General features: G+C 40.5%; 20 protein-coding genes and 1 other annotated feature. Of the genes, 17 read left to right on the forward strand and 3 right to left on the reverse strand.

The window, feature by feature from the left end; translation table 11 throughout:
* Positions 1 to 56 precede the first annotated feature (56 nt).
* The 12 genes from RCG24_RS01760 (at position 57) to RCG24_RS01815 (ending at position 11,998) form a co-directional block, all read left to right on the forward strand.
* Positions 57 to 458: a cytidine deaminase gene (locus RCG24_RS01760; protein ID WP_308078159.1), complete on the forward strand. Its 402-nt coding sequence runs from the start codon at positions 57 to 59 to the stop codon at positions 456 to 458.
* Positions 448 to 1,371: a GTPase Era gene (era, locus tag RCG24_RS01765; RefSeq protein WP_202652518.1), complete on the forward strand. Its 924-nt coding sequence runs from the start codon at positions 448 to 450 to the stop codon at positions 1,369 to 1,371. Before RCG24_RS01760 ends, era begins: the two co-directional genes overlap by 11 nt.
* Before the next feature lie 160 nt (positions 1,372 to 1,531).
* Complete coding sequence (locus RCG24_RS01770; RefSeq protein WP_202652520.1) at positions 1,532 to 1,675, forward strand: YqzL family protein; 144 nt, start codon at positions 1,532 to 1,534, stop codon at positions 1,673 to 1,675.
* A 211-nt stretch (positions 1,676 to 1,886) separates the two neighbouring features.
* Positions 1,887 to 2,639, forward strand: a complete 753-nt coding sequence (gene recO / locus RCG24_RS01775) for a DNA repair protein RecO (protein WP_202652522.1) — start codon at positions 1,887 to 1,889, stop codon at positions 2,637 to 2,639.
* 49 nt (positions 2,640 to 2,688) lie between these two features.
* Positions 2,689 to 2,865: a binding site (T-box leader), on the forward strand.
* 63 nt (positions 2,866 to 2,928) lie between these two features.
* On the forward strand, positions 2,929 to 4,311 hold the full coding sequence (locus RCG24_RS01780; RefSeq protein ID WP_202652721.1) for a glycine--tRNA ligase: 1,383 nt from the start codon (positions 2,929 to 2,931) through the stop codon (positions 4,309 to 4,311).
* A gap of 25 nt (positions 4,312 to 4,336) precedes the next feature.
* Positions 4,337 to 4,969 (forward strand): transcriptional regulator CcpN, encoded by a 633-nt coding sequence (locus tag RCG24_RS01785; protein WP_308078160.1) that lies wholly within the window; start codon positions 4,337 to 4,339, stop codon positions 4,967 to 4,969.
* 33 nt (positions 4,970 to 5,002) lie between these two features.
* Positions 5,003 to 5,812: a pyruvate, water dikinase regulatory protein gene (locus tag RCG24_RS01790; protein ID WP_202652525.1), complete on the forward strand. Its 810-nt coding sequence runs from the start codon at positions 5,003 to 5,005 to the stop codon at positions 5,810 to 5,812.
* Positions 5,813 to 6,445: 633 nt separating this feature from the next.
* The gene (gene dnaG / locus RCG24_RS01795; protein ID WP_202652527.1) at positions 6,446 to 8,254 is read left to right on the forward strand and encodes a DNA primase; all 1,809 of its coding nucleotides are present in this window, start codon (positions 6,446 to 6,448) and stop codon (positions 8,252 to 8,254) included.
* A gap of 40 nt (positions 8,255 to 8,294) precedes the next feature.
* Positions 8,295 to 9,428, forward strand: a complete 1,134-nt coding sequence (gene rpoD / locus RCG24_RS01800) for an RNA polymerase sigma factor RpoD (protein WP_202652529.1) — start codon at positions 8,295 to 8,297, stop codon at positions 9,426 to 9,428.
* 287 nt (positions 9,429 to 9,715) lie between these two features.
* Positions 9,716 to 10,081 (forward strand): cytochrome c550, encoded by a 366-nt coding sequence (gene cccA, locus RCG24_RS01805; RefSeq protein WP_308078161.1) that lies wholly within the window; start codon positions 9,716 to 9,718, stop codon positions 10,079 to 10,081.
* A gap of 92 nt (positions 10,082 to 10,173) precedes the next feature.
* Positions 10,174 to 10,896, forward strand: coding sequence for a tRNA (adenine(22)-N(1))-methyltransferase (locus RCG24_RS01810; RefSeq protein ID WP_202652533.1), 723 nt, complete (start codon positions 10,174 to 10,176; stop codon positions 10,894 to 10,896).
* Positions 10,883 to 11,998, forward strand: a complete 1,116-nt coding sequence (locus RCG24_RS01815; RefSeq protein WP_308078162.1) for a Nif3-like dinuclear metal center hexameric protein — start codon at positions 10,883 to 10,885, stop codon at positions 11,996 to 11,998. Before RCG24_RS01810 ends, RCG24_RS01815 begins: the two co-directional genes overlap by 14 nt.
* A 32-nt stretch (positions 11,999 to 12,030) precedes the next feature.
* On the opposite strand, the gene RCG24_RS01820 is transcribed toward RCG24_RS01815, so the two are convergent.
* Together RCG24_RS01820 and vrrA are read right to left on the reverse strand one after the other, a co-directional pair.
* On the reverse strand, positions 12,031 to 12,975 hold the full coding sequence (locus RCG24_RS01820; protein ID WP_202652537.1) for a 4-hydroxy-3-methylbut-2-enyl diphosphate reductase: 945 nt from the start codon (positions 12,973 to 12,975) through the stop codon (positions 12,031 to 12,033).
* 186 nt (positions 12,976 to 13,161) lie between these two features.
* Positions 13,162 to 13,854: a VrrA/YqfQ family protein gene (vrrA, locus tag RCG24_RS01825; protein WP_308078163.1), complete on the reverse strand. Its 693-nt coding sequence runs from the start codon at positions 13,852 to 13,854 to the stop codon at positions 13,162 to 13,164.
* A 333-nt stretch (positions 13,855 to 14,187) separates the two neighbouring features.
* Here vrrA and RCG24_RS01830 point away from each other — a divergent pair, with 333 nt between their 5' ends.
* Positions 14,188 to 15,501: a DEAD/DEAH box helicase gene (locus tag RCG24_RS01830; RefSeq protein ID WP_308078164.1), complete on the forward strand. Its 1,314-nt coding sequence runs from the start codon at positions 14,188 to 14,190 to the stop codon at positions 15,499 to 15,501.
* Positions 15,502 to 15,521: 20 nt separating this feature from the next.
* Positions 15,522 to 16,415 (forward strand): deoxyribonuclease IV, encoded by an 894-nt coding sequence (locus tag RCG24_RS01835; RefSeq protein ID WP_202652543.1) that lies wholly within the window; start codon positions 15,522 to 15,524, stop codon positions 16,413 to 16,415.
* Between the two features lie 47 nt (positions 16,416 to 16,462).
* On the opposite strand, the gene RCG24_RS01840 is transcribed toward RCG24_RS01835, so the two are convergent.
* Positions 16,463 to 16,720 (reverse strand): DUF2624 domain-containing protein, encoded by a 258-nt coding sequence (locus tag RCG24_RS01840; RefSeq protein ID WP_308078165.1) that lies wholly within the window; start codon positions 16,718 to 16,720, stop codon positions 16,463 to 16,465.
* A gap of 160 nt (positions 16,721 to 16,880) precedes the next feature.
* Here RCG24_RS01840 and RCG24_RS01845 point away from each other — a divergent pair, with 160 nt between their 5' ends.
* Genes RCG24_RS01845 through RCG24_RS01855 form a run of 3 tightly spaced genes read left to right on the forward strand, consistent with a single transcriptional unit; the run spans position 16,881 to position 18,938 of the window.
* Positions 16,881 to 17,651: a metal ABC transporter ATP-binding protein gene (locus RCG24_RS01845; RefSeq protein WP_308078166.1), complete on the forward strand. Its 771-nt coding sequence runs from the start codon at positions 16,881 to 16,883 to the stop codon at positions 17,649 to 17,651.
* Entirely contained in the window at positions 17,651 to 18,520 is an 870-nt protein-coding gene (locus RCG24_RS01850; protein ID WP_308078167.1) for a metal ABC transporter permease, read from the forward strand. Before RCG24_RS01845 ends, RCG24_RS01850 begins: the two co-directional genes overlap by 1 nt.
* Entirely contained in the window at positions 18,510 to 18,938 is a 429-nt protein-coding gene (locus tag RCG24_RS01855; protein WP_202652551.1) for a zinc uptake transcriptional repressor Zur, read from the forward strand. The genes RCG24_RS01850 and RCG24_RS01855 overlap by 11 nt, the downstream gene beginning before the upstream one ends.
* The last annotated feature ends 2 nt before the right edge of the window (positions 18,939 to 18,940 follow it).

Below are 18,940 nucleotides of genomic sequence, written 5' to 3' on the forward strand. Positions count from 1 at the left end.
TTTTTAATGTAAAATATAGAAACAGCAGGCTTATTGCTGGAAAGGAAGTAAGACTAGTGAAAATCAAGCAACTAATTGAAGAAGCAAAAAAAGCTAGGGAAAAAGCATATGTTCCATATTCTAAATTTGGAGTAGGAGCTGCCCTGCTAACTGCGGATGGAAAAGTATATCATGGCTGTAATATCGAAAATGCTGCCTATAGCATGTGTAATTGCGGTGAACGGACTGCTATTTTTAAAGCGGTTTCAGAAGGCGACAGGGATTTTAAAATGATCGCTGTGGTTGCCGATACTCTTCGTCCATGCTCCCCTTGTGGAGCCTGCCGGCAAGTAATGGCTGAATTATGTCCTAAAGATATGAAGGTGATCCTGACAAATCTAAAAGGGGATATTTTGGAGCTAACTGTTGAGGATTTATTACCTGGTGCGTTCATGGCGGATGATTTAAATGGAAAATAATCGAACTGAAAGAGCTGCTTATAAATCGGGATTTATCTCCATCATTGGCCGACCAAATGTTGGGAAATCTACCTTCCTTAATCGGGTCATCGGTCAAAAGATTGCGATCATGAGCGATAAACCACAAACTACTCGGAATAAAGTACAAGGTGTTCTCACGCAGGAAGATGCCCAAATGATTTTTATCGACACGCCGGGTATCCATAAGCCAAAGCATAAATTAGGCGATTTTATGATGAAGGTGGCCCAAAACACTCTTAAAGAAGTCGATCTAGTTTTGTTTATGGTAAATGCTGAAGAAGGATTTGGACGTGGCGAAGAATTTATCATTGAAAAATTTCGCACGATCAACACACCTGTTTTTCTGGTCATAAATAAAATTGATAAGATTCATCCGGATGAATTATTGTCGATAATCGAATCATATAAAGAAAAATTTTCCTTTAAAGAAATCGTTCCTATATCGGCATTAGAGGGAAATAATGTCGAGCGTCTTTTGGAACAAATTAAAGGGTTTTTACCTGAGGGACCGCAATATTACCCGGCAGATCAAGTAACTGATCATCCAGAAAGGTTTATCATTTCCGAACTGATTCGCGAAAAAGCACTTCACTTAACCAGGGAAGAAATTCCTCATTCCTTAGCCGTAGTGATCGATAAAATTGAGCGGCAAGAGGGCAGGAATATTATTCATGTCATGGCCACAATCATTGTCGAACGCGATTCGCAAAAAGGAATCATTATTGGAAAAAAAGGCAGCATGTTAAAGGAGATTGGCAAGCGTGCCCGCGTTGATATTGAAAATCTGCTTGGTTCACAAGTGTTTTTAGAATTGTGGGTAAAAGTTCAAAAGGATTGGCGGAATAAAATGTCACAACTGCGCGAGTACGGCTTTAATGAAGATGAGTACTAATCCGTTCGCCCTATCTAGAATATTACTCAAGTTTTAAGAATATGCATGGACCGCATTTACAAAATTTACGTCTTATGATTTTAGTGTGGGCAGGCCAAGATAATTGTAAGCTTTAGGACCCAAAAATACGCTAGTCTAAAAATTGAAAGGTGGGGTTTTCGTGTTGGATTTAACGTGGAAAGTATTTACCCAGACCGGTAATATCGACACATATCTTCTCTTTAAAGAACTTGAGAAGGAAAACCAAGAAATACCCGGTAATTCGAATGAAGAGCTAGCACAAATGGATAATCCTATTTTCTAGTAGCCGCACACTTCTAATTGAAAAGGGGCGGAGCGCCGCATAAAGAAATTCATTCTAACCAGTTGTAGATATAAATAAACATTTTCTAATTTGAATGTAGTTTAGTTTAGCTCTTCTCACACCGCCTTATTGGCAAGGTGTGGGTTTCTGGATTAGTGTTTCTATAGTAAAAGGTGCCGTGCCCGGCTATTTAGTTTGGGATGGTGACATTATGCTTCAGAAGTGTGAAGGCATCGTCATTAGAGCAACTGATTATGGTGAAACCAATAAAATTGTCACTTTGTATACCAGGGAATGGGGGAAAATCGGCGTGATGGCCAGAGGGGCAAAAAAGCCGAACAGCCGTCTCTCCTCCATTACCCAGCTTTTTACTTACGGTTATTTTCTCATTCAAAAAGGAACCGGTTTAAGCGGTTTACAGCAAGGTGAAATCATCACATCTTTTCGTTCGATTGGTGAAGACATTTTTTTAACCGCCTATGCAAGCCTGATCGTTGAATTAACCGATAAATGTACCGACGAGAAGAAACCGAATCCATTTCATTTTGAGTTATTATATCAGACTCTAAATCTAATGAATGAGGGGTATGATCCGGATATTTTGATCGATATTTATGAAATGAAAATGCTAAATGTATTAGGATTATATCCGGTCTTAAACCAATGTTCTGTTTGCGGCCAGTCTTCCGGACATTTTTCTTTTTCCATTCGTGAAGGCGGGTTTATCTGCCATCGTTGTCTGGAGCATGACCCCTATCATTTTAAAATTTCACCAGCTGCTGTTAAATTGTTGCGGCTCTTTTATTATTTTGATTTGTCACGTTTAGGGAGCATCTCTGTAAAAGACACGACCAAAGCCGAACTCAAAAAGGTGATCGATGCCTATTATGACGAATATTCAGGACTGCATCTGAAATCGAAAAAATTTCTCGACTCAATGGCCCATTTTCGAAATCTTTTATAGAATTTGTTGACATTATTGTTTGTTTTGGTTATTATACTCAATAAAATTAATAATTGCGCTGAAGGAAAGTAGTACTTAGGCACAATCTATAAAAGCGAACCTAGGATGGTGTGAGCTAGGGTATAGAAGCTTAAGGAAGGCGTTCCGGAGCAATTTGATTACATGAAAAGAGGCCGGCAGCTGCCGGCAAATAGGGTGGAACCGCGGGTTAACTCTCGTCCCTATGCGTAAAAGCATAGAGGCGGGAGTTTTTTCATTGACTAATTCAATAAAAGGAGTTATCGAAAAAATGAATGTAACCATGGAACAAATCGTTTCTCACGCAAAGCACAGAGGGTTTATTTTCCCAGGCTCAGAAATTTACGGCGGTCTTGCAAACACTTGGGATTACGGCCCATTAGGAGTTGAATTTAAAAACAATATAAAGCAGGCCTGGTGGAAAAAATTCGTCCAACAGACGCCGTTAAACGTCGGCTTAGATGCAAGTATCTTAATGAATCCGAGAACATGGGAAGCTTCTGGACATATCGGCAACTTTAATGACCCAATGATTGATTGCAAGAATTGTAAAGCGCGGCATCGTGCCGATAAATTAATTGAAAATGCCCTTGAAGAAAAAGGGATCGAAATGGTTGTTGATGGTCTTCCATTTACGAAAATGGAAGAATTAATCAAGGAACATCATATTGCCTGCCCCGACTGCGGAAGTCATGATTTTACCGGCATCAGGCAATTTAATCTAATGTTCAAAACCTTCCAGGGAGTGACGGAAACTAGCACAAACGAGATTTTTCTGCGCCCTGAAACGGCACAAGGAATTTTTGTTAACTTTAAAAATGTCCAAAGAACCATGAGGAAGAAACTGCCGTTTGGTATCGCGCAAATTGGAAAAAGCTTTAGAAATGAAATTACACCGGGGAATTTTACCTTCCGTACAAGAGAATTTGAACAAATGGAGTTGGAGTTTTTCTGCAAGCCGGGAGAAGAATTAAAATGGTTTGACTATTGGAAGCAATTTGCCGAAAACTGGCTGCTTTCATTAGGCCTCAAAAAAGATAACTTAAGACTCCGCGATCACTCTGAGGAAGAACTTTCCCATTACAGTAATGCAACCACAGACTTTGAATATAAGTTTCCGTTCGGCTGGGGTGAGCTTTGGGGAATTGCTTCGAGAACCGATTACGATTTAAAACAGCATATGGAATATTCCGGTGAGGACTTCCACTACCTGGATCCCGACACAAATGAAAAGTATATTCCTTACTGTATCGAACCTTCACTTGGTGCAGACCGGGTTACCTTAGCCTTTTTAATTGATGCTTATGATGAGGAACAACTTGAAGACGGCACTTCCAGAACTGTTATGCATTTCCATCCGGCGCTTGCTCCATTTAAGGCTGCTGTTCTGCCATTATCGAAAAAGCTGTCTGAAGGAGCCAAGGAAGTTTTTGCAGCCCTTTCTGAGCATTTTAATGTAGATTATGATGAGTCTGGTTCCATCGGTAAACGTTACCGCCGCCACGATGAAATCGGTACACCATTCTGTATCACCTATGATTTTGATTCCATCGAGGACAAAATGGTAACCGTCAGAGACCGGGATACAATGGAACAAACTCGCCTGCCAATTACAGAGCTAATTAGCTTTTTGCATGAAAAGATCAGGTATTAAAATGAAACATTCAATGGTCTAATGGGTGGTGAGGACAATAGAACTAACAAAACGTCAGGAGCAGATATTGCAAATCGTCAAAGAAAGCGGCCCGATAACGGGAGAACACATTGCCGAGCAATTAAACCTAACTCGGGCAACATTGCGTCCAGATCTAGCCATTTTAACGATGGCTGGGTTCCTGGATGCTAGGCCGCGGGTTGGCTACTTTTACACGGGAAAATCAGGAACGCAATTATTAACTGAAAATCTGCAAAAAATTTATGTGAAAGAATACCAATCCATTCCGGTTGTCGTAAATGAAAACGTTTCGGTTTATGATGCCATTTGCACAATGTTTTTAGAGGATGTAGGGACATTATTCGTCGTAGACAAAGGTTCGCATTTAGTTGGGGTTTTATCCAGAAAAGATTTACTACGGGCCAGCATTGGAAAACAGGAACTGACAACCATTCCTGTACATATCATCATGACGCGTATGCCAAACATCACGATGTGTGAACGGGAGGACCTTTTAATTGATGTTGCCAAAAAGTTAATTGAAAAACAAATTGATGCCCTCCCGGTTGTTAAAAAGACAGATCACGGGTTTGAGGTAATCGGAAGAATAACGAAAACGAATATAACCAGGGCATTTGTTGCTCTGGGCGAAGAATAAAATGTTGCTTTTCAGAGGGGATGATGAAAGGGAATGAATACGTCAATTATTTATGTCGTATCCGATTCAGTTGGGGAAACAGCAGAATTAATGACGAAAGCAGCTATTAGTCAGTTTAACGGCTCCGGAATGACTTTGAAACGATTTCCCTATGTTGAAGATAAGGAACATATTGATGAAGTATTGTCCCTCGTCTCATTAGACAAGGGGATGGTCGCATTTACTCTGGTAAAACCAGAAATGCGCACATATATGCTAAAGCGGGCGGAAAAAGAGGGAATTGTGGCTGTTGACCTCATCGGTCCAATCATCGATAATATTCAAGCTTTTACCGGTAAGACGCCTTTATTTGAGCCAGGCCTTGTGAGAAAACTGGACGAGGATTATTTCAAAAAGATCGAAGCAATCGAGTTTGCCGTCAAATATGATGATGGCAGAGACCCCCGGGGAATTTTAAAAGCGGATATTGTGTTAATTGGCGTATCGAGGACCTCGAAAACGCCATTATCGCAATACCTCGCACATAAGCGCCTAAAGGTCGCCAATGTGCCGCTTGTGCCGGAGGTTGACCCGCCTGAGGAACTTTATCGGGTACCGAAAGAAAAGTGCTTTGGGTTAAAAATCAGCCCTGAAAAATTAAATCATATCCGCAGAGAGAGGTTAATTTCTTTAGGGTTAAATGATCAAGCAAGTTATGCCAATATCAATCGAATTCGAGAAGAAATAGACTTTTTTGAGCAGGTCGTGACCAAAATTAACTGTCCAGTTATCGATGTAACCAATAAGGCAGTAGAGGAAACAGCCAATGTTATTCTTAGCTATTTTTATAAAGGAAAAGCTTAACACATAATCTTTTGATTATGTGTTTTCTAATGAAAAAAGTAAGCAAAAGTTGTGGCAAATTGATCATAAATATACTATAATAAAAAATTGTGATAAAAATGAATCTTTTAGGTTTAGACTTGCATGGGAACGAATAAACTATTTACTGTCAGATGTCAAGTCAGATACCATATTTGTCTCTTAAAAAATTCGACATAAATCCTATCTCTCTTTTTCATGAAAACAAAAATGCTTATTAGATAAAATCCCCCTAAAATATGTCTAAACCACTCACTTGTTGTAATGTTTTCATGATAAAAATAGACATTAAAGAAGGAATATGCAGAGTAATGTAGAATTAATAAAAAGAAAAAAGCTGTTCCGACAATTTATATGGTTACTCCAAACCCTGTCCGGATAAGGCGGAAATTGTCGAACCTGTTTCAGGATATGAAGTTGGACTCTTAATGCGGCTTCCTATGATCATCAAGATGGGAGTACATAGGCCAACAGGAATATGTTAATACCTTAAAGAGACCAAATTCTTTTCAATCTGAAGATCGTTTGCGATTGACAATGAAATTTTGTCGAAAATTGAAGGGATTTAGCGGATGTATGTCGAATAAATGTTGTTAGCAAAATGGAGTTGTTTTCATGGCAGAACGTATTTCCGAAGAAAAGATAACCCAAATTCGTCAGGCTGTAGATATAGTTGAAATTATCAGTGACTATGTTCAATTAAAAAAACAGGGACGAAATTACTTCGGATTATGCCCCTTCCATGGAGAAAGTACTCCTTCTTTTTCGGTCTCACCCGATAAGCAGATTTTCCATTGCTTTGGCTGTGGTGCTGGTGGAAATGTTTTTACTTTCTTAATGGAGCTAGAGGGCATTTCATTTCAAGAGTCCGTAATCAAACTAGCCTCCCGGGCGAATATTGACCTTGAGATCAAGCTAAACATCGCACAAACGGAGAATAAACAGTCTAAAGAGCTGCAAGCAATGAAAGATGCTCATGAGCTGTTACGTAAATTTTACCATCATTTGCTGGTCAATACAAAAGAAGGTCAGCATGCGTTGGAGTATCTTTATCAAAGAGGTTTTAGCCGGGAATCAATCGATCAATTTCAACTAGGCTATTCGCTAAACTCTTGGGACTTTGTCGCCCATTTTCTTTTAAAAAGAAATTTCTCCGCTGAATTAATGGAAAAAGCAGGACTTATCATAAAGCGTGAGAGAGATGGAACATTTTTTGATCGCTTCAGAGATCGAATTATGTTTCCAATATTTGACCGAAATGGAAATACGATTGCTTTTTCCGGGAGATCGCTTGGGGGCGAAGACCCTAAATATTTAAATAGTCCCGAAACGGCAATCTTTAATAAAAGCAAAATTTTATACAATTATCATCAGGCAAAATCCAGTATCAAAAAATTGCGTCATGCCGTTTTATTTGAAGGCTTTGCCGATTGTATAGCAGCAAGTCGTGCTGGGGTCGAAAACGGCATTGCCACAATGGGTACATCGTTGACGGATGAGCATATTTCGCTGTTACGTCAAGGCGTCCAATCCGTGATTATTTGTTATGATTCCGATAATGCCGGGATTGAAGCGGCATATCGCGCAGGATTGCATTTACAGGATGCTGGTTTTGAGATAAAAGTTGCGCTGATGCCTGAAGGTATGGATCCGGATGAGTACATTAAAAAAAATGGCCCCGATAAATTTCGTCACGAAGTGATTGAGGCCAGTTTAACCTGGATGGGCTTTAAATTTCTTTATTTCCGCAGGGGAAAAAACCTGCAAAATGAAGGAGATAGGCTAAACTATATCGAAGAAATAATAAAAGAAATCAGCAAATTGCCAATGGCAGTGGAAAGAGATCATTATTTACGGCAGTTGGCGGATGAATTTTCTCTTTCATTAGATGCTTTAAAGCAGCAGCAAAAGCAATATTACTTTGCTGAAAAAAGGAAAGCCAAAGGAAAAACCGGGCAGCCATTTAAACCTGCTGTTATCCCTAGACAAGCAAAAGAATTAAAACCTGCCCATTATTCTGCAGAGCAATATATAATTGCTCATATGCTAAAAGATCGTGACATGGTATATAAAGTCCAGGATTTGCTTGCAGGAAATACATTTAATATTGATGAGCATCAGGCAATTGTCACTTATCTGCTGGAATTTTATGAAGAGCACTCACAACCAGATCCTGCTGCCTTTTTAACCTATATACAAGATGATAATCTTAGAAGAATGGTTGCAAATATTGAAATGTTGTCGATTAATGAAGAGTTAACCGACCAGGAATTATCTGATTATATCAAACAGGTGTTGAATTACAAAAAAATGTTAATGATAAAGGAAAAAGAGGAAAAACAGAAAGAGGCAGAACGGCAAAAGGATTATTTAAAAGCAGCTATTATTGCAAATGAAATTATTCAATTGCGTAAATCATTATAGATTTAGTTTACTGTCTTTGATTTTGGAAGGAGGGTTTCCTATGGCTGCTGAAAAATCAGCCCGGTCACAGGAGGTCGAGAATGAATTGACCTTAGAACAGGTGAAACAACAATTAACAGAAGTAGGAAAAAAAGTCGGCGTCCTTGCCTATGATGATATTGCTGAAAAAATGTCGCATTTTGATTTAGACTCACATCAAATGGATGAATTCTATGAGTTTCTTGGTGATCAGGGAATTGAATTAGTCGGTGATGGCGATGATGAGGATCCAAGCATCAAAGATTTAGCGAAAGAAGAAGACGATGATGAATTTGATTTGAATGATCTAAGCGTCCCGCCAGGTGTAAAAATTAATGATCCAGTTCGTATGTACTTAAAGGAAATTGGCCGCGTTAACCTGCTCTCGGCCGAAGAGGAAATCGAGTTGGCGCATCGTATTGAACAGGGAGATGAAGAAGCAAAGCGGCGTCTTGCGGAAGCAAATCTTCGCCTGGTTGTAAGTATTGCAAAGCGCTATGTCGGCCGGGGAATGCTGTTTCTCGATTTAATTCAAGAAGGAAACATGGGCCTCATTAAAGCCGTTGAAAAATTTGATTATCGAAAAGGATTTAAGTTTAGTACTTATGCTACATGGTGGATTCGTCAGGCCATTACCAGAGCGATTGCGGATCAAGCAAGAACCATCCGTATCCCGGTTCATATGGTCGAAACGATTAATAAACTTATTCGGGTACAGCGGCAATTACTGCAAGATCTTGGCCGTGAACCAACTCCGGAGGAAATTGCCGAAGATATGGATTTAACACCGGATAAGGTTAGAGAAATCTTAAAAATTGCTCAAGAACCTGTTTCATTGGAGACACCAATCGGTGAAGAGGATGACTCCCATCTAGGAGATTTCATTGAAGATCAGGATGCCACCTCCCCTTCTGAACATGCTGCCTATGAGCTATTAAAAGAGCAGTTGGAAGATGTCCTTGACACCTTAACAGACCGTGAAGAAAACGTCCTTCGTCTCCGGTTTGGTCTCGATGATGGCCGGACTCGGACACTGGAAGAAGTCGGAAAGGTATTTGGTGTCACCCGCGAGCGTATTCGGCAAATTGAAGCAAAGGCCTTGCGAAAACTGCGTCACCCTAGCCGCAGCAAACGCCTAAAAGACTTTTTAGAATAGACATGTATGGATCCAAAGTTTACTTCGGCAACGGAGTAAACTTTTTTGTCGTTTGTTATTAAGATTATTTTACTGAATTGTCTCTCACTTTGCAAATGGTCCCTTGAACTTTTTCCTAGATATTGTTTTTTTGGAAAATAGGGGCTGTTTTAGATATTTTTAAAAGATTATTTCAATTAAATAAGTTTAGGTCTTTTCCTTTGACAGCTTTTCAAGTAAAATAGATAGTGTTTGTGGGAGGATTTATATTTAAAGAACATGTTTACGTACATAAGGGAGGTTTTATCATGAAACGAAATCCAGTTGTTCCTTTCATTCTCATCATGGTCTTTGGGATTGCCCTGATGTTCTTGTTGTCATTCAAAGGTCTTGGTGATATGAAAGAAGTGGCCAAAGGTGAGGGGAAAAGTAGTCAGAAAACGGAAACGGCTGCTACAAATCCGGAGGACATTTACAAATCCACTTGTATCGGCTGTCATGGTGATCAATATCAGGGCGGAGTGGGTCCATCCTTAAAAGGTGTTGGAAAGAAGCTGTCAAAGGATGAAATTAAAGGTATCATCAAGAATGGTAGAAATAATATGCCAGCGCAAACTGCTGTTACAGCAGATCAATTAGATAAAATGGCTGAATGGGTATCAAAAATACAATAAACATAATCGCGTTTTCTACGCCATCCAAAAAGGTCCTTTGCATCTGTAAAGGACCTTTCTTATACTAGTATTTAAAAAGTGTGGTGGATTTGTTGAATACAGATAAATTATCAGCTAGGTTAGCAACGGTGGCTAAATATGTCCCCAACGGAGCCAAAGTGGCAGACATCGGTTCCGACCATGCGTATTTACCCTGCTATTTAGCGAAAAATAACGGCATTGCCTATGCAGTTGCCGGTGAAGTGGCAGTTGGTCCGTTTCAATCAGCGGAGAGGAATGTTAAGGCAGAAGGATTGTCTGGAGTGATTTCCGTCCGGCTGGGAGATGGACTTGATGTGATCCAGCCAGGTGAAGTTGATACTATCACAATTGCAGGAATGGGAGGAGCATTAATTACAAGTATTTTGGACAGGGGCAAGAAAAAGCTTACTTCTGTTAAAAGGTTAATCTTACAACCCAATATCGGAGCCATTTCGATTCGCAAATGGTGTTTGGACAATAGCTGGGTCCTCTGTGCTGAAGAAATTCTTGAAGAGGATGGGAAAATCTACGAAGTACTAGTCGCGGAACAAGGTGGAGAGCCTTTAGCTCCTTATGATAAAAACCTGGATGCGGGTTTGTTATTTGGTCCACATCTGGCGAAAGAAAAAAATTCTGTTTTTAGGAAAAAGTGGCTGGCTGAAAAGCAAAATTGGGAGCGCATTTATCACCAGCTTGAAAAAGCAGCGGAGACGCCTGAAACAATGAAAAAAAAGCAAGAATTAATACATAATATCAAATTGGCTGAGGAGGTTTTACAAGATGAAAATTCCTAATGGTCATGAAATTATTCAATTATTTGAAAAATTTTCCCCTAAAGAATTGGCAATGGAAGGAGATAAAATTGGTTTACAAATCGGACGACTCAACAGAAAGGTAGAGCGTGTCATGATTGCCCTCGATGTGCTGGAAAATGTGATCGATGAAGCCATCGAAAAAGATGTTCAATTAATCATTGCCCATCATCCACCCATTTTTCGCCCATTAAAAAATATTCTTACTGACACGGTTCAGGGCAGGATGATGGCGAAACTCATCAAATCTGATATCGCTGTCTATGCTGCCCATACCAATCTTGATATTGCCACCGGCGGAGTGAATGATTGGCTAGCGGAAGCGTTAGGTCTTGAAGAAACGGAAGTATTAGTGCCAACATTTGCTGAAAAGTATAAAAAACTGGTTGTTTTTGTTCCCCGAAGTCATGCAGAGCAAATTCGCCAGGTTCTTGGCGAAGCAGGTGCCGGCTTTATTGGAAATTACAGTCATTGTTCATTCTCTGCTGAGGGAACCGGCAGATTTATGCCGGGGGCTGAGACCCATCCTTTTATTGGCCAGTCGGGGAAGCTGGAAGCTGTTGATGAAGTTCGCGTCGAAACGATTGTTCCTGAGCCCCTGCTGAAGAAGACCCTTTCCATGATGATTAAAGCTCACCCGTATGAGGAGGTGGCCTATGATGTTTACCCGCTCGATAATAAGGGAGAGACATTAGGGTTGGGGCGAATTGGTAACATCCCAGAAATGACTTTAAAGGAATTTGCCGAAAAAGTTAAGACGGACTTAGAGGTTGAAGCAGTTCGTGTTGTCGGAGATTTAACGGCAAAGGTTAACAAAGTGGCTGTTTTAGGCGGTGATGGCAACAAATATTTCAGCCATGCCAAGTTTAAAGGGGCAGATGTCTACGTAACTGGTGATTTTTATTACCATACTGCGCATGATGCGATGATGCAAGGCTTAAATATTGTCGATCCTGGTCATAACGTGGAAAAGGTGATGAAGCAAGGGTTAACGAAGACACTTCAAAAAATGTGCCACGGTGCTGGCTATGAAGTCGAAATTTTTCCTTCTGAAGTAAATACCGACCCATTCCAATTTGTTTAAAAAAACCGGTCTGCGGACCGGTTTTTTGACTGTTAGTTAGCTGTTTTTACTTTTGGCAGAATCTTAGCAAGTGGCACCTTTTTCTGTCGTTCCCAGGTCGTTTCATCGTTTGGATCAAATTGTTCCAGGAACGATATCACTTCCTTTGTAATCGGCGTTGGGGTAGAAGCACCGGCGGTAACAGCCACCGTTTTTGCATCCTTGATCCAATCAATCTCCAATTCGGTAATATCGGCAATCCGGTAAGCTCTTGTATGGGCAATTTCTTCCGACACCTGGGCGAGACGGTTGGAGTTATTACTTTTTGGGTCGCCAACCACAATTGTCACATCTGCTTCCCCAGCCTGCTGGGCAACGGCCTCCTGACGTATTTGAGTGGCATGGCAAATTTCATTGTAAACCTCTACATGAGGATATTTTTCTTTTACCTTTTCCATTGTGTCATGAACATCCCATTGACTCATGGTTGTTTGATTCGTCACAATCAGCTTGTCATGGTCAATATTTAACGCCTCGACATCTTCAGGAGTTTGTACAAGATAGACCATGCCAGGTGCTACCCCAAGGGCTCCTTCAGGCTCTGGGTGTCCTTTTTTGCCAATATAAATGGTATAATAACCCTGTTTTGATTTCTCGAAAATAAGGTCGTGTGTCTTGGTGACATCAGGGCATGTTGCATCAAGCGTCACAAGCCCCTTTTTCTTTGCCAATTCCCGTACCTCCGGTGAAATTCCATGGGCCGTAAAAATAACCGTCCCTTTATCGACTTTTTCTAAAATCTCCTTGCGGTTATTTCCATCAAGGGTGATAATCCCTTCTTCGGCAAAAGCATCGGTCACATGTTTATTATGAACAATCATACCTAGAATGTAGATTGGACGTGGCAGGGTTTTATCCAATGCAGCATTACGGGCGATGACCATGGCGTCTACAACACCATAACAATAGCCCCGCGGTGAAATTTTAATCACATTCATTTATGGAATCCTCCTAAAAGGCAATTTTAGTAGTTTATATGTTTATTATATATAACTGGTATGAATATTACAAAGATACATTTTTCCTTTAAGCAAAAGCTTGCTGTTCATTACTCATCATCCGTCCTTATTTCGAGTTTTCTTAACAAAAAGAATACCGGTTCGTGGGATCCGGCATTCATTACACTAAATATATAATTTGGGTTTGGAAGAACCTCTCCGGTATAATGTCTCCGTTGCCGAACCCGTTTGATTACGGGTGTTCGATGTTTTAGGCTGGTTAGTGACTTTCCGCGTTGTTTTTGCGGTGGTGTTTTCCTTTTGCTTGGTGTCATGAGTCCTTGCATGGGCCGTCGTTTTTGGGGCTGTGGCAGAAGACTCTTCTTCAGTCGTATTAGGGGAATCTTTCATTCCGCGGTAAAGTTTCCAGAGCGCCGGAAGATTTCTAACCAACGGTCCATACTGTTGTACCATTGGACCGATTGCTTGTGCGGTTTTGATAACCTGCTGGGTATTATTCAAAAAGCCGACAAGGCCTCCACCACCTCCGGAACCGGAAAGAGATTGAAGCAATCCGCCGCCACCGGCTCTTCCAGCTCCCCCCATTAATCCTCCAGCTCCTTGCATTGGGCCCATCATTCCACCCGGCCCGCCGGTTGGGGCAGCTCTTCCCAATAGTCTTGAAAGTAATCCGCCGCCGCCTCTTCCCATTTGCGGAGCACCTCCACCCATCAATCCGCCAAATGGATTACCTTGCGGCCCCATCATCGGGGGGCGTCCGCCTCCAAATAAATTCAATCCGGGTCCCATAGGAGGTCTTCCGCCAAATAATCCCGGTCCCATTCCACCTTGCATCGGCATTCTTGGTCCTGGCAGCATCCCATTTTTCCTCCTTTCTAATCCTTTCCAATATGAATCGGGAAAGGTCTCTTATTCTTCTGTAAACCAAGGATCATCTTAAAAATATGAATGGCATCTGAAAGCCGAAAATTTCAGTTATACTCCTTGTTTTAAAGTATGCATTTATTTGTATTTTGCCTTAGGTAATCGACACAGAAGAAAGTATTAAAATGCTGTTGAAAAGTAAATGCTGATAACAAAAGATTACTGGCTGGAGATATGTGAGAAAGTTTATTATAATTGGATGATGGAACAAAAATGAAAACACTTGTACATTAGTATATTAGACTGGTCGTAATAAGGAGCCAACATATGAAAGAAAATCGATTTAACCGTTTTAAGTTTCAACCTTTTATTATCGAAGCCATTCAAAGGCTTGGATTTTACGAGCCTACGGAAATTCAGGAACGGATGATCCCAACTGTGTTAAAAAGGAAGAGTGCGATTGGCCAATCGCAAACAGGAACAGGGAAAACCTTAGCTTATGTCCTTCCGATTCTGGAAAAAATAAACCCCGGGCACAAACACGTACAGGCAGTGATCACCGCCCCAACGAGAGAGCTTGCCTCCCAGATCTATCAACAAATTATTAAAATAACCGAAGCTTATCCGCAGCAGCTCATTGTAACGAAGCTATTTGTTGGGGGAACGGATAAGCAGCGAACGATTGAAAAACTTAAGGTCCAGCCGCATATTGTGGTCGGGACTCCGGGCAGAATTAATGATTTGGTCCAGGAGCAGGCATTATTTGTTCATACAGGCGAAATTCTCGTTGTCGATGAAGCGGATATGATGCTTGATATGGGTTTTATTGAAGATGTCGATAAAATTGCAGCTAAAATGCCGGAAAACCTGCAAATGCTTGTTTTTTCAGCAACGATTCCTGAAAAATTAAAACCGTTCTTGAAAAAATACATGGAAAACCCGGAAATGATTCAGATTGAACCGAGAAGGAAAACAGCGGAAAATCTGCAGCATTTTCTCTTGCCTTCAAGACATCGTGATAAAAAAGAATTGGTTCATGACGTCCTCGTCAGCCTTAATCCCTATTTAGCGATTGTCTTTACGAATACGAAAAAGAAGGCCGAAGAACTGGCAGATTTTTTAAATGAAAAGGGATTAAAGGTAGGCAGAGTTCACGGTGATTTGACACCAAGAGAACGAAAAAAAATGATGAAGCAAATCCAAGACCTCGAGTTTCAATATATTGTTGCTACGGATTTGGCTTCTAGAGGTATTGATATCGAAGGGGTCAGCCATGTCATCAATTATGAGCTTCCTGCTGATTTAGACTTCTATATTCATCGTGTAGGCCGAACTGCCAGAGCAGGAAGTGCAGGGATTGCGTTGACCATTTATGAGTTATCGGACGAGGATGCCTTAATTCGTCTTGAAAAAATCGGAATACAGTTTCAAAATGTTGATTTAAAAAAAGGCGAATTACTTAAAATTGATGATCGAAATCGTCGAAAATCGCGAGTAAAGCAAGCTGACGAAGTAGATAAAATGGCAAAGTCGATGATCAAAAAACCAAAAAAGGTAAAACCCGGCTATAAAAAGAAAATGCAATCAGAAATGGAAAAGATCAAAAAACGGCAACGAAGAATAAATCAGAAAAAAGGATAACTGGATGGGGGAGAAAGACGATGTTGAAAATCGGCTCACATGTTTCCATGAGTGGAAAAGACATGCTCTTAGCCGCAAGTAATGAGGCGGTTTCTTATGGTGCCAATACATTCATGATTTATACCGGGGCACCACAAAATACGCGAAGAAAAAAAATTGAAGACTTAAATATAGAAGCTGGAAGAAAACACATGGAGGAGCATGGAATTACCGAAATCGTTGTCCATGCCCCTTATATCATCAATATTGGCAACACTGCAAATCCCAATACATTTGATTTGGGCGTACGGTTCCTGACTCAGGAAATTGAACGAACAGAGGCAATCGGAGCCAAACAAATTGTTTTGCATCCCGGTGCCCATGTCGGCGCCGGCCCTGAAGCCGGTATCAAGAAAATAGTAGAAGGGCTGAATGAAGTATTAACAGGGAAGGAACAAGTTCAAATTGCCCTGGAAACAATGGCCGGTAAAGGGTCGGAATGTGGAAAATCGTTTGAGGAACTGGCGATGATTATGGATGGAGTTCATTACAATGAGAAGTTATCGATTTGCTTTGATACTTGTCATACACATGATGCCGGCTATAATATTGTCGAAGATTTCGATGGGGTTCTCAACGAGTTTGACAAGATTATTGGGTTGGACAGGCTGAAAGTACTCCATATAAATGACAGCAAAAATCCAATCGGAATGCGCAAGGACCGTCATGAAAATATTGGCTTCGGTCATATTGGGTTTAAGACGCTAAATTATATTGTTCATCATCCACAATTAGAGGAGATCCCGAAAATCCTGGAAACACCATTTGTTGGTGAAGATAAGAATAATAAAAAAGCGCCATATCGATTTGAAATTGCCATGCTTCGCGATCAGAAATTCGATGAAGACTTATTGGAAAAAATCATGCAAAGTTAAAGAGCAAAAAGCTGTGCCTCGCTGCACAGCTTTTTTGGCTAAATTTGCTAGCTTTTTGCTAATTCCGTAAATAATTTGTTTACCTCTCGTGCGGTCTGCGGTCCGGCTGCTTTGGCGATTTCTCTAATTAATTTCGACCGCTCCCGATCATCGAATATATTAACATTTCTGCCTTTTAAGTATTCAGCAATTTTTCTTGCCTGCCCACGAGTAACTGAAATATTAAATTGATTCGCATACTTCATTAATTCTTCAGCAGTGATCGTGTTTATTTTATGATTGATAATGCTTTCGAAAATTTTCATCTTCATCACTCCCCCATGATAATGTATGAAGATACGGCGGGAGTGTGACACCGTATAATCAGGCAGCTCAGCCTGACTTTACAATCAGCGGCAGCTGTTGTATACTAACAAAAAAGTTAAATCGGAATGATTCTTAAAAATAAAGGTGAGAGTATAGTGTATGTCATCGATTATCGAAATAAATCATTTATTTTATCGTTATGAAAAGGATGTTGTCCTCGACGACATTAATTTAACCGTGCCGGAAGGGGCTTTTTTGGCGATTGTTGGCCCCAACGGTTCGGGAAAATCAACTTTATTAAAGCTTATTTTAGGGTTGTTAAAACTGCAAAAAGGCAAAATTCTTCTATTTGGTCAAGAAATCAGTAAATTTAAAGACTGGCAGCAAATTGGCTATGTATCCCAAAAGGCCAATTCTTTTAATACCGGTTTTCCTGCCACTGTTTTTGAGGTGGTGGCAAGCGGCTTAACCAAACGAATTGGCCTGTTTAAGTTTTTTAAAAAGGAACATGAGGTTAAAGTCAAAACGGCATTAGCAGCTGTTGGCATGGAGTTATTTTCTAATCAAAATATCGGTGAGCTATCAGGCGGTCAGCAGCAGAGGGTATTTATTGCGCGGGCCCTTGTAAGTGATCCGAAGCTGTTAATTCTCGATGAGCCGACAGTCGGAGTGGACGCCGAAAATGTCAATGCTTTTTACCAAATGCTAAGTGATTTAAATGCTAAACAGGGGATTACATTGCTGCTTGTCACCCACGATATTGGAACCATCTCAGATAAGGTGACGCATGTTGCCTGCCTTAATAAGCATTTGTATTTTCATGGGAAAGCGAAGGAATTCGAACAGATGAGAATGGAAGAGATGTCAAAAACATATGGTCATGATATTCAACTGATCACCCACCACCATGAACATGGGGGCGTCCGATAATGATTCAAGCCATTTTTCATTATGAATTCTTGCAAAATGCCTTTCTAACCGGGATCATGATTGGCTTTCTAGCACCATTATTAGGTGTTTTTATAGTAGTACGACGGCTGTCATTAATAGCCGATGCTCTCAGTCATGTAACCTTGGCAGGCATTGCTGCCAGTTTATTGATCGAAAAACAATTTACGGCATTGGCAGGATTAAACCCGCTTTATTTAGGAATGGTATTTTCTGTCGGTGGCTCATTATTTATCGAAAAACTGCGAAACGTCTATAAGCATTATCAAGAACTGGCGATTCCCATTATTCTTTCCAGCGGCATTGGTTTAGGGGTGATCTTTATATCCCTGGCCAACGGTTTTAATACCGATTTATTCAGCTACCTATTTGGCAGTGTAACGGCTGTAAGCAGAACTGATTTAGCGGTTATTTTCATCATCGGTATTTTTGTTGTCGCGGCCATTACTTTAGTTTATAAAGAACTGTTTATTTTATCCTTTGATGAGGAACATGCGAAAGCTTCGGGGATTCCTGCGAAATCGATCCATTTTATTTTTATCGTTATGGTTGCCTTGGTGATTGCTGCTTCGATGAGAATTGTAGGCATCCTATTGGTTTCCTCGTTGATGACTCTGCCTGTTGCTGCAAGCATTCGCATTGCGAAGGGGTTTAAACAGACGATTCTTTTCTCCATCCTGTTTGGGGAGATTTCCGTGTTAGGCGGGTTATTTTCTGCGTATTATTTAGACTTGGCTCCTGGCGGTACGATTGTCATGATTGCCGTATTGATTTTAATTTTGATGATTTTTTATAAAAAATTGATGATAAAAAGGCATGTGCAGAAGGAGATTCAGTACAATGAACGTTGATGAAGCGATTCAATATTTAAAAGAAAATGGATTCAAGCAAACCGGAAAAAGGGAAGATATGCTGCAGTTGTTTGCGGACAATGATAAATATTTGACGGCCAAGGATGTATTTGAACAGCTAAAGGACGATTATCCAGGTTTAAGCTTTGATACGATCTATCGCAATCTGGCATTGTTTGTCAATATGGGAATTTTAGAGATGACTGAATTATCGGGAGAAAAGCATTTTCGTTTTACCTGTACGGTACAGGAGCATCATCACCATTTTATTTGCCTATCCTGCGGTAAAACAAAGGAAATTGAAACATGTCCTATGGATGAACTAATCGAAAACTTAAAAGGATATGAAATTTCCGGGCATAAATTCGAGATTTATGGCCGATGTCCCGATTGTATTAACAAAAAACAGCTTGCATAGCA

This window comes from Neobacillus sp. OS1-32, assembly GCF_030915425.1.
GTDB classification, from domain to species: Bacteria; Bacillota; Bacilli; order Bacillales; family Cytobacillaceae; genus Neobacillus; species Neobacillus paridis.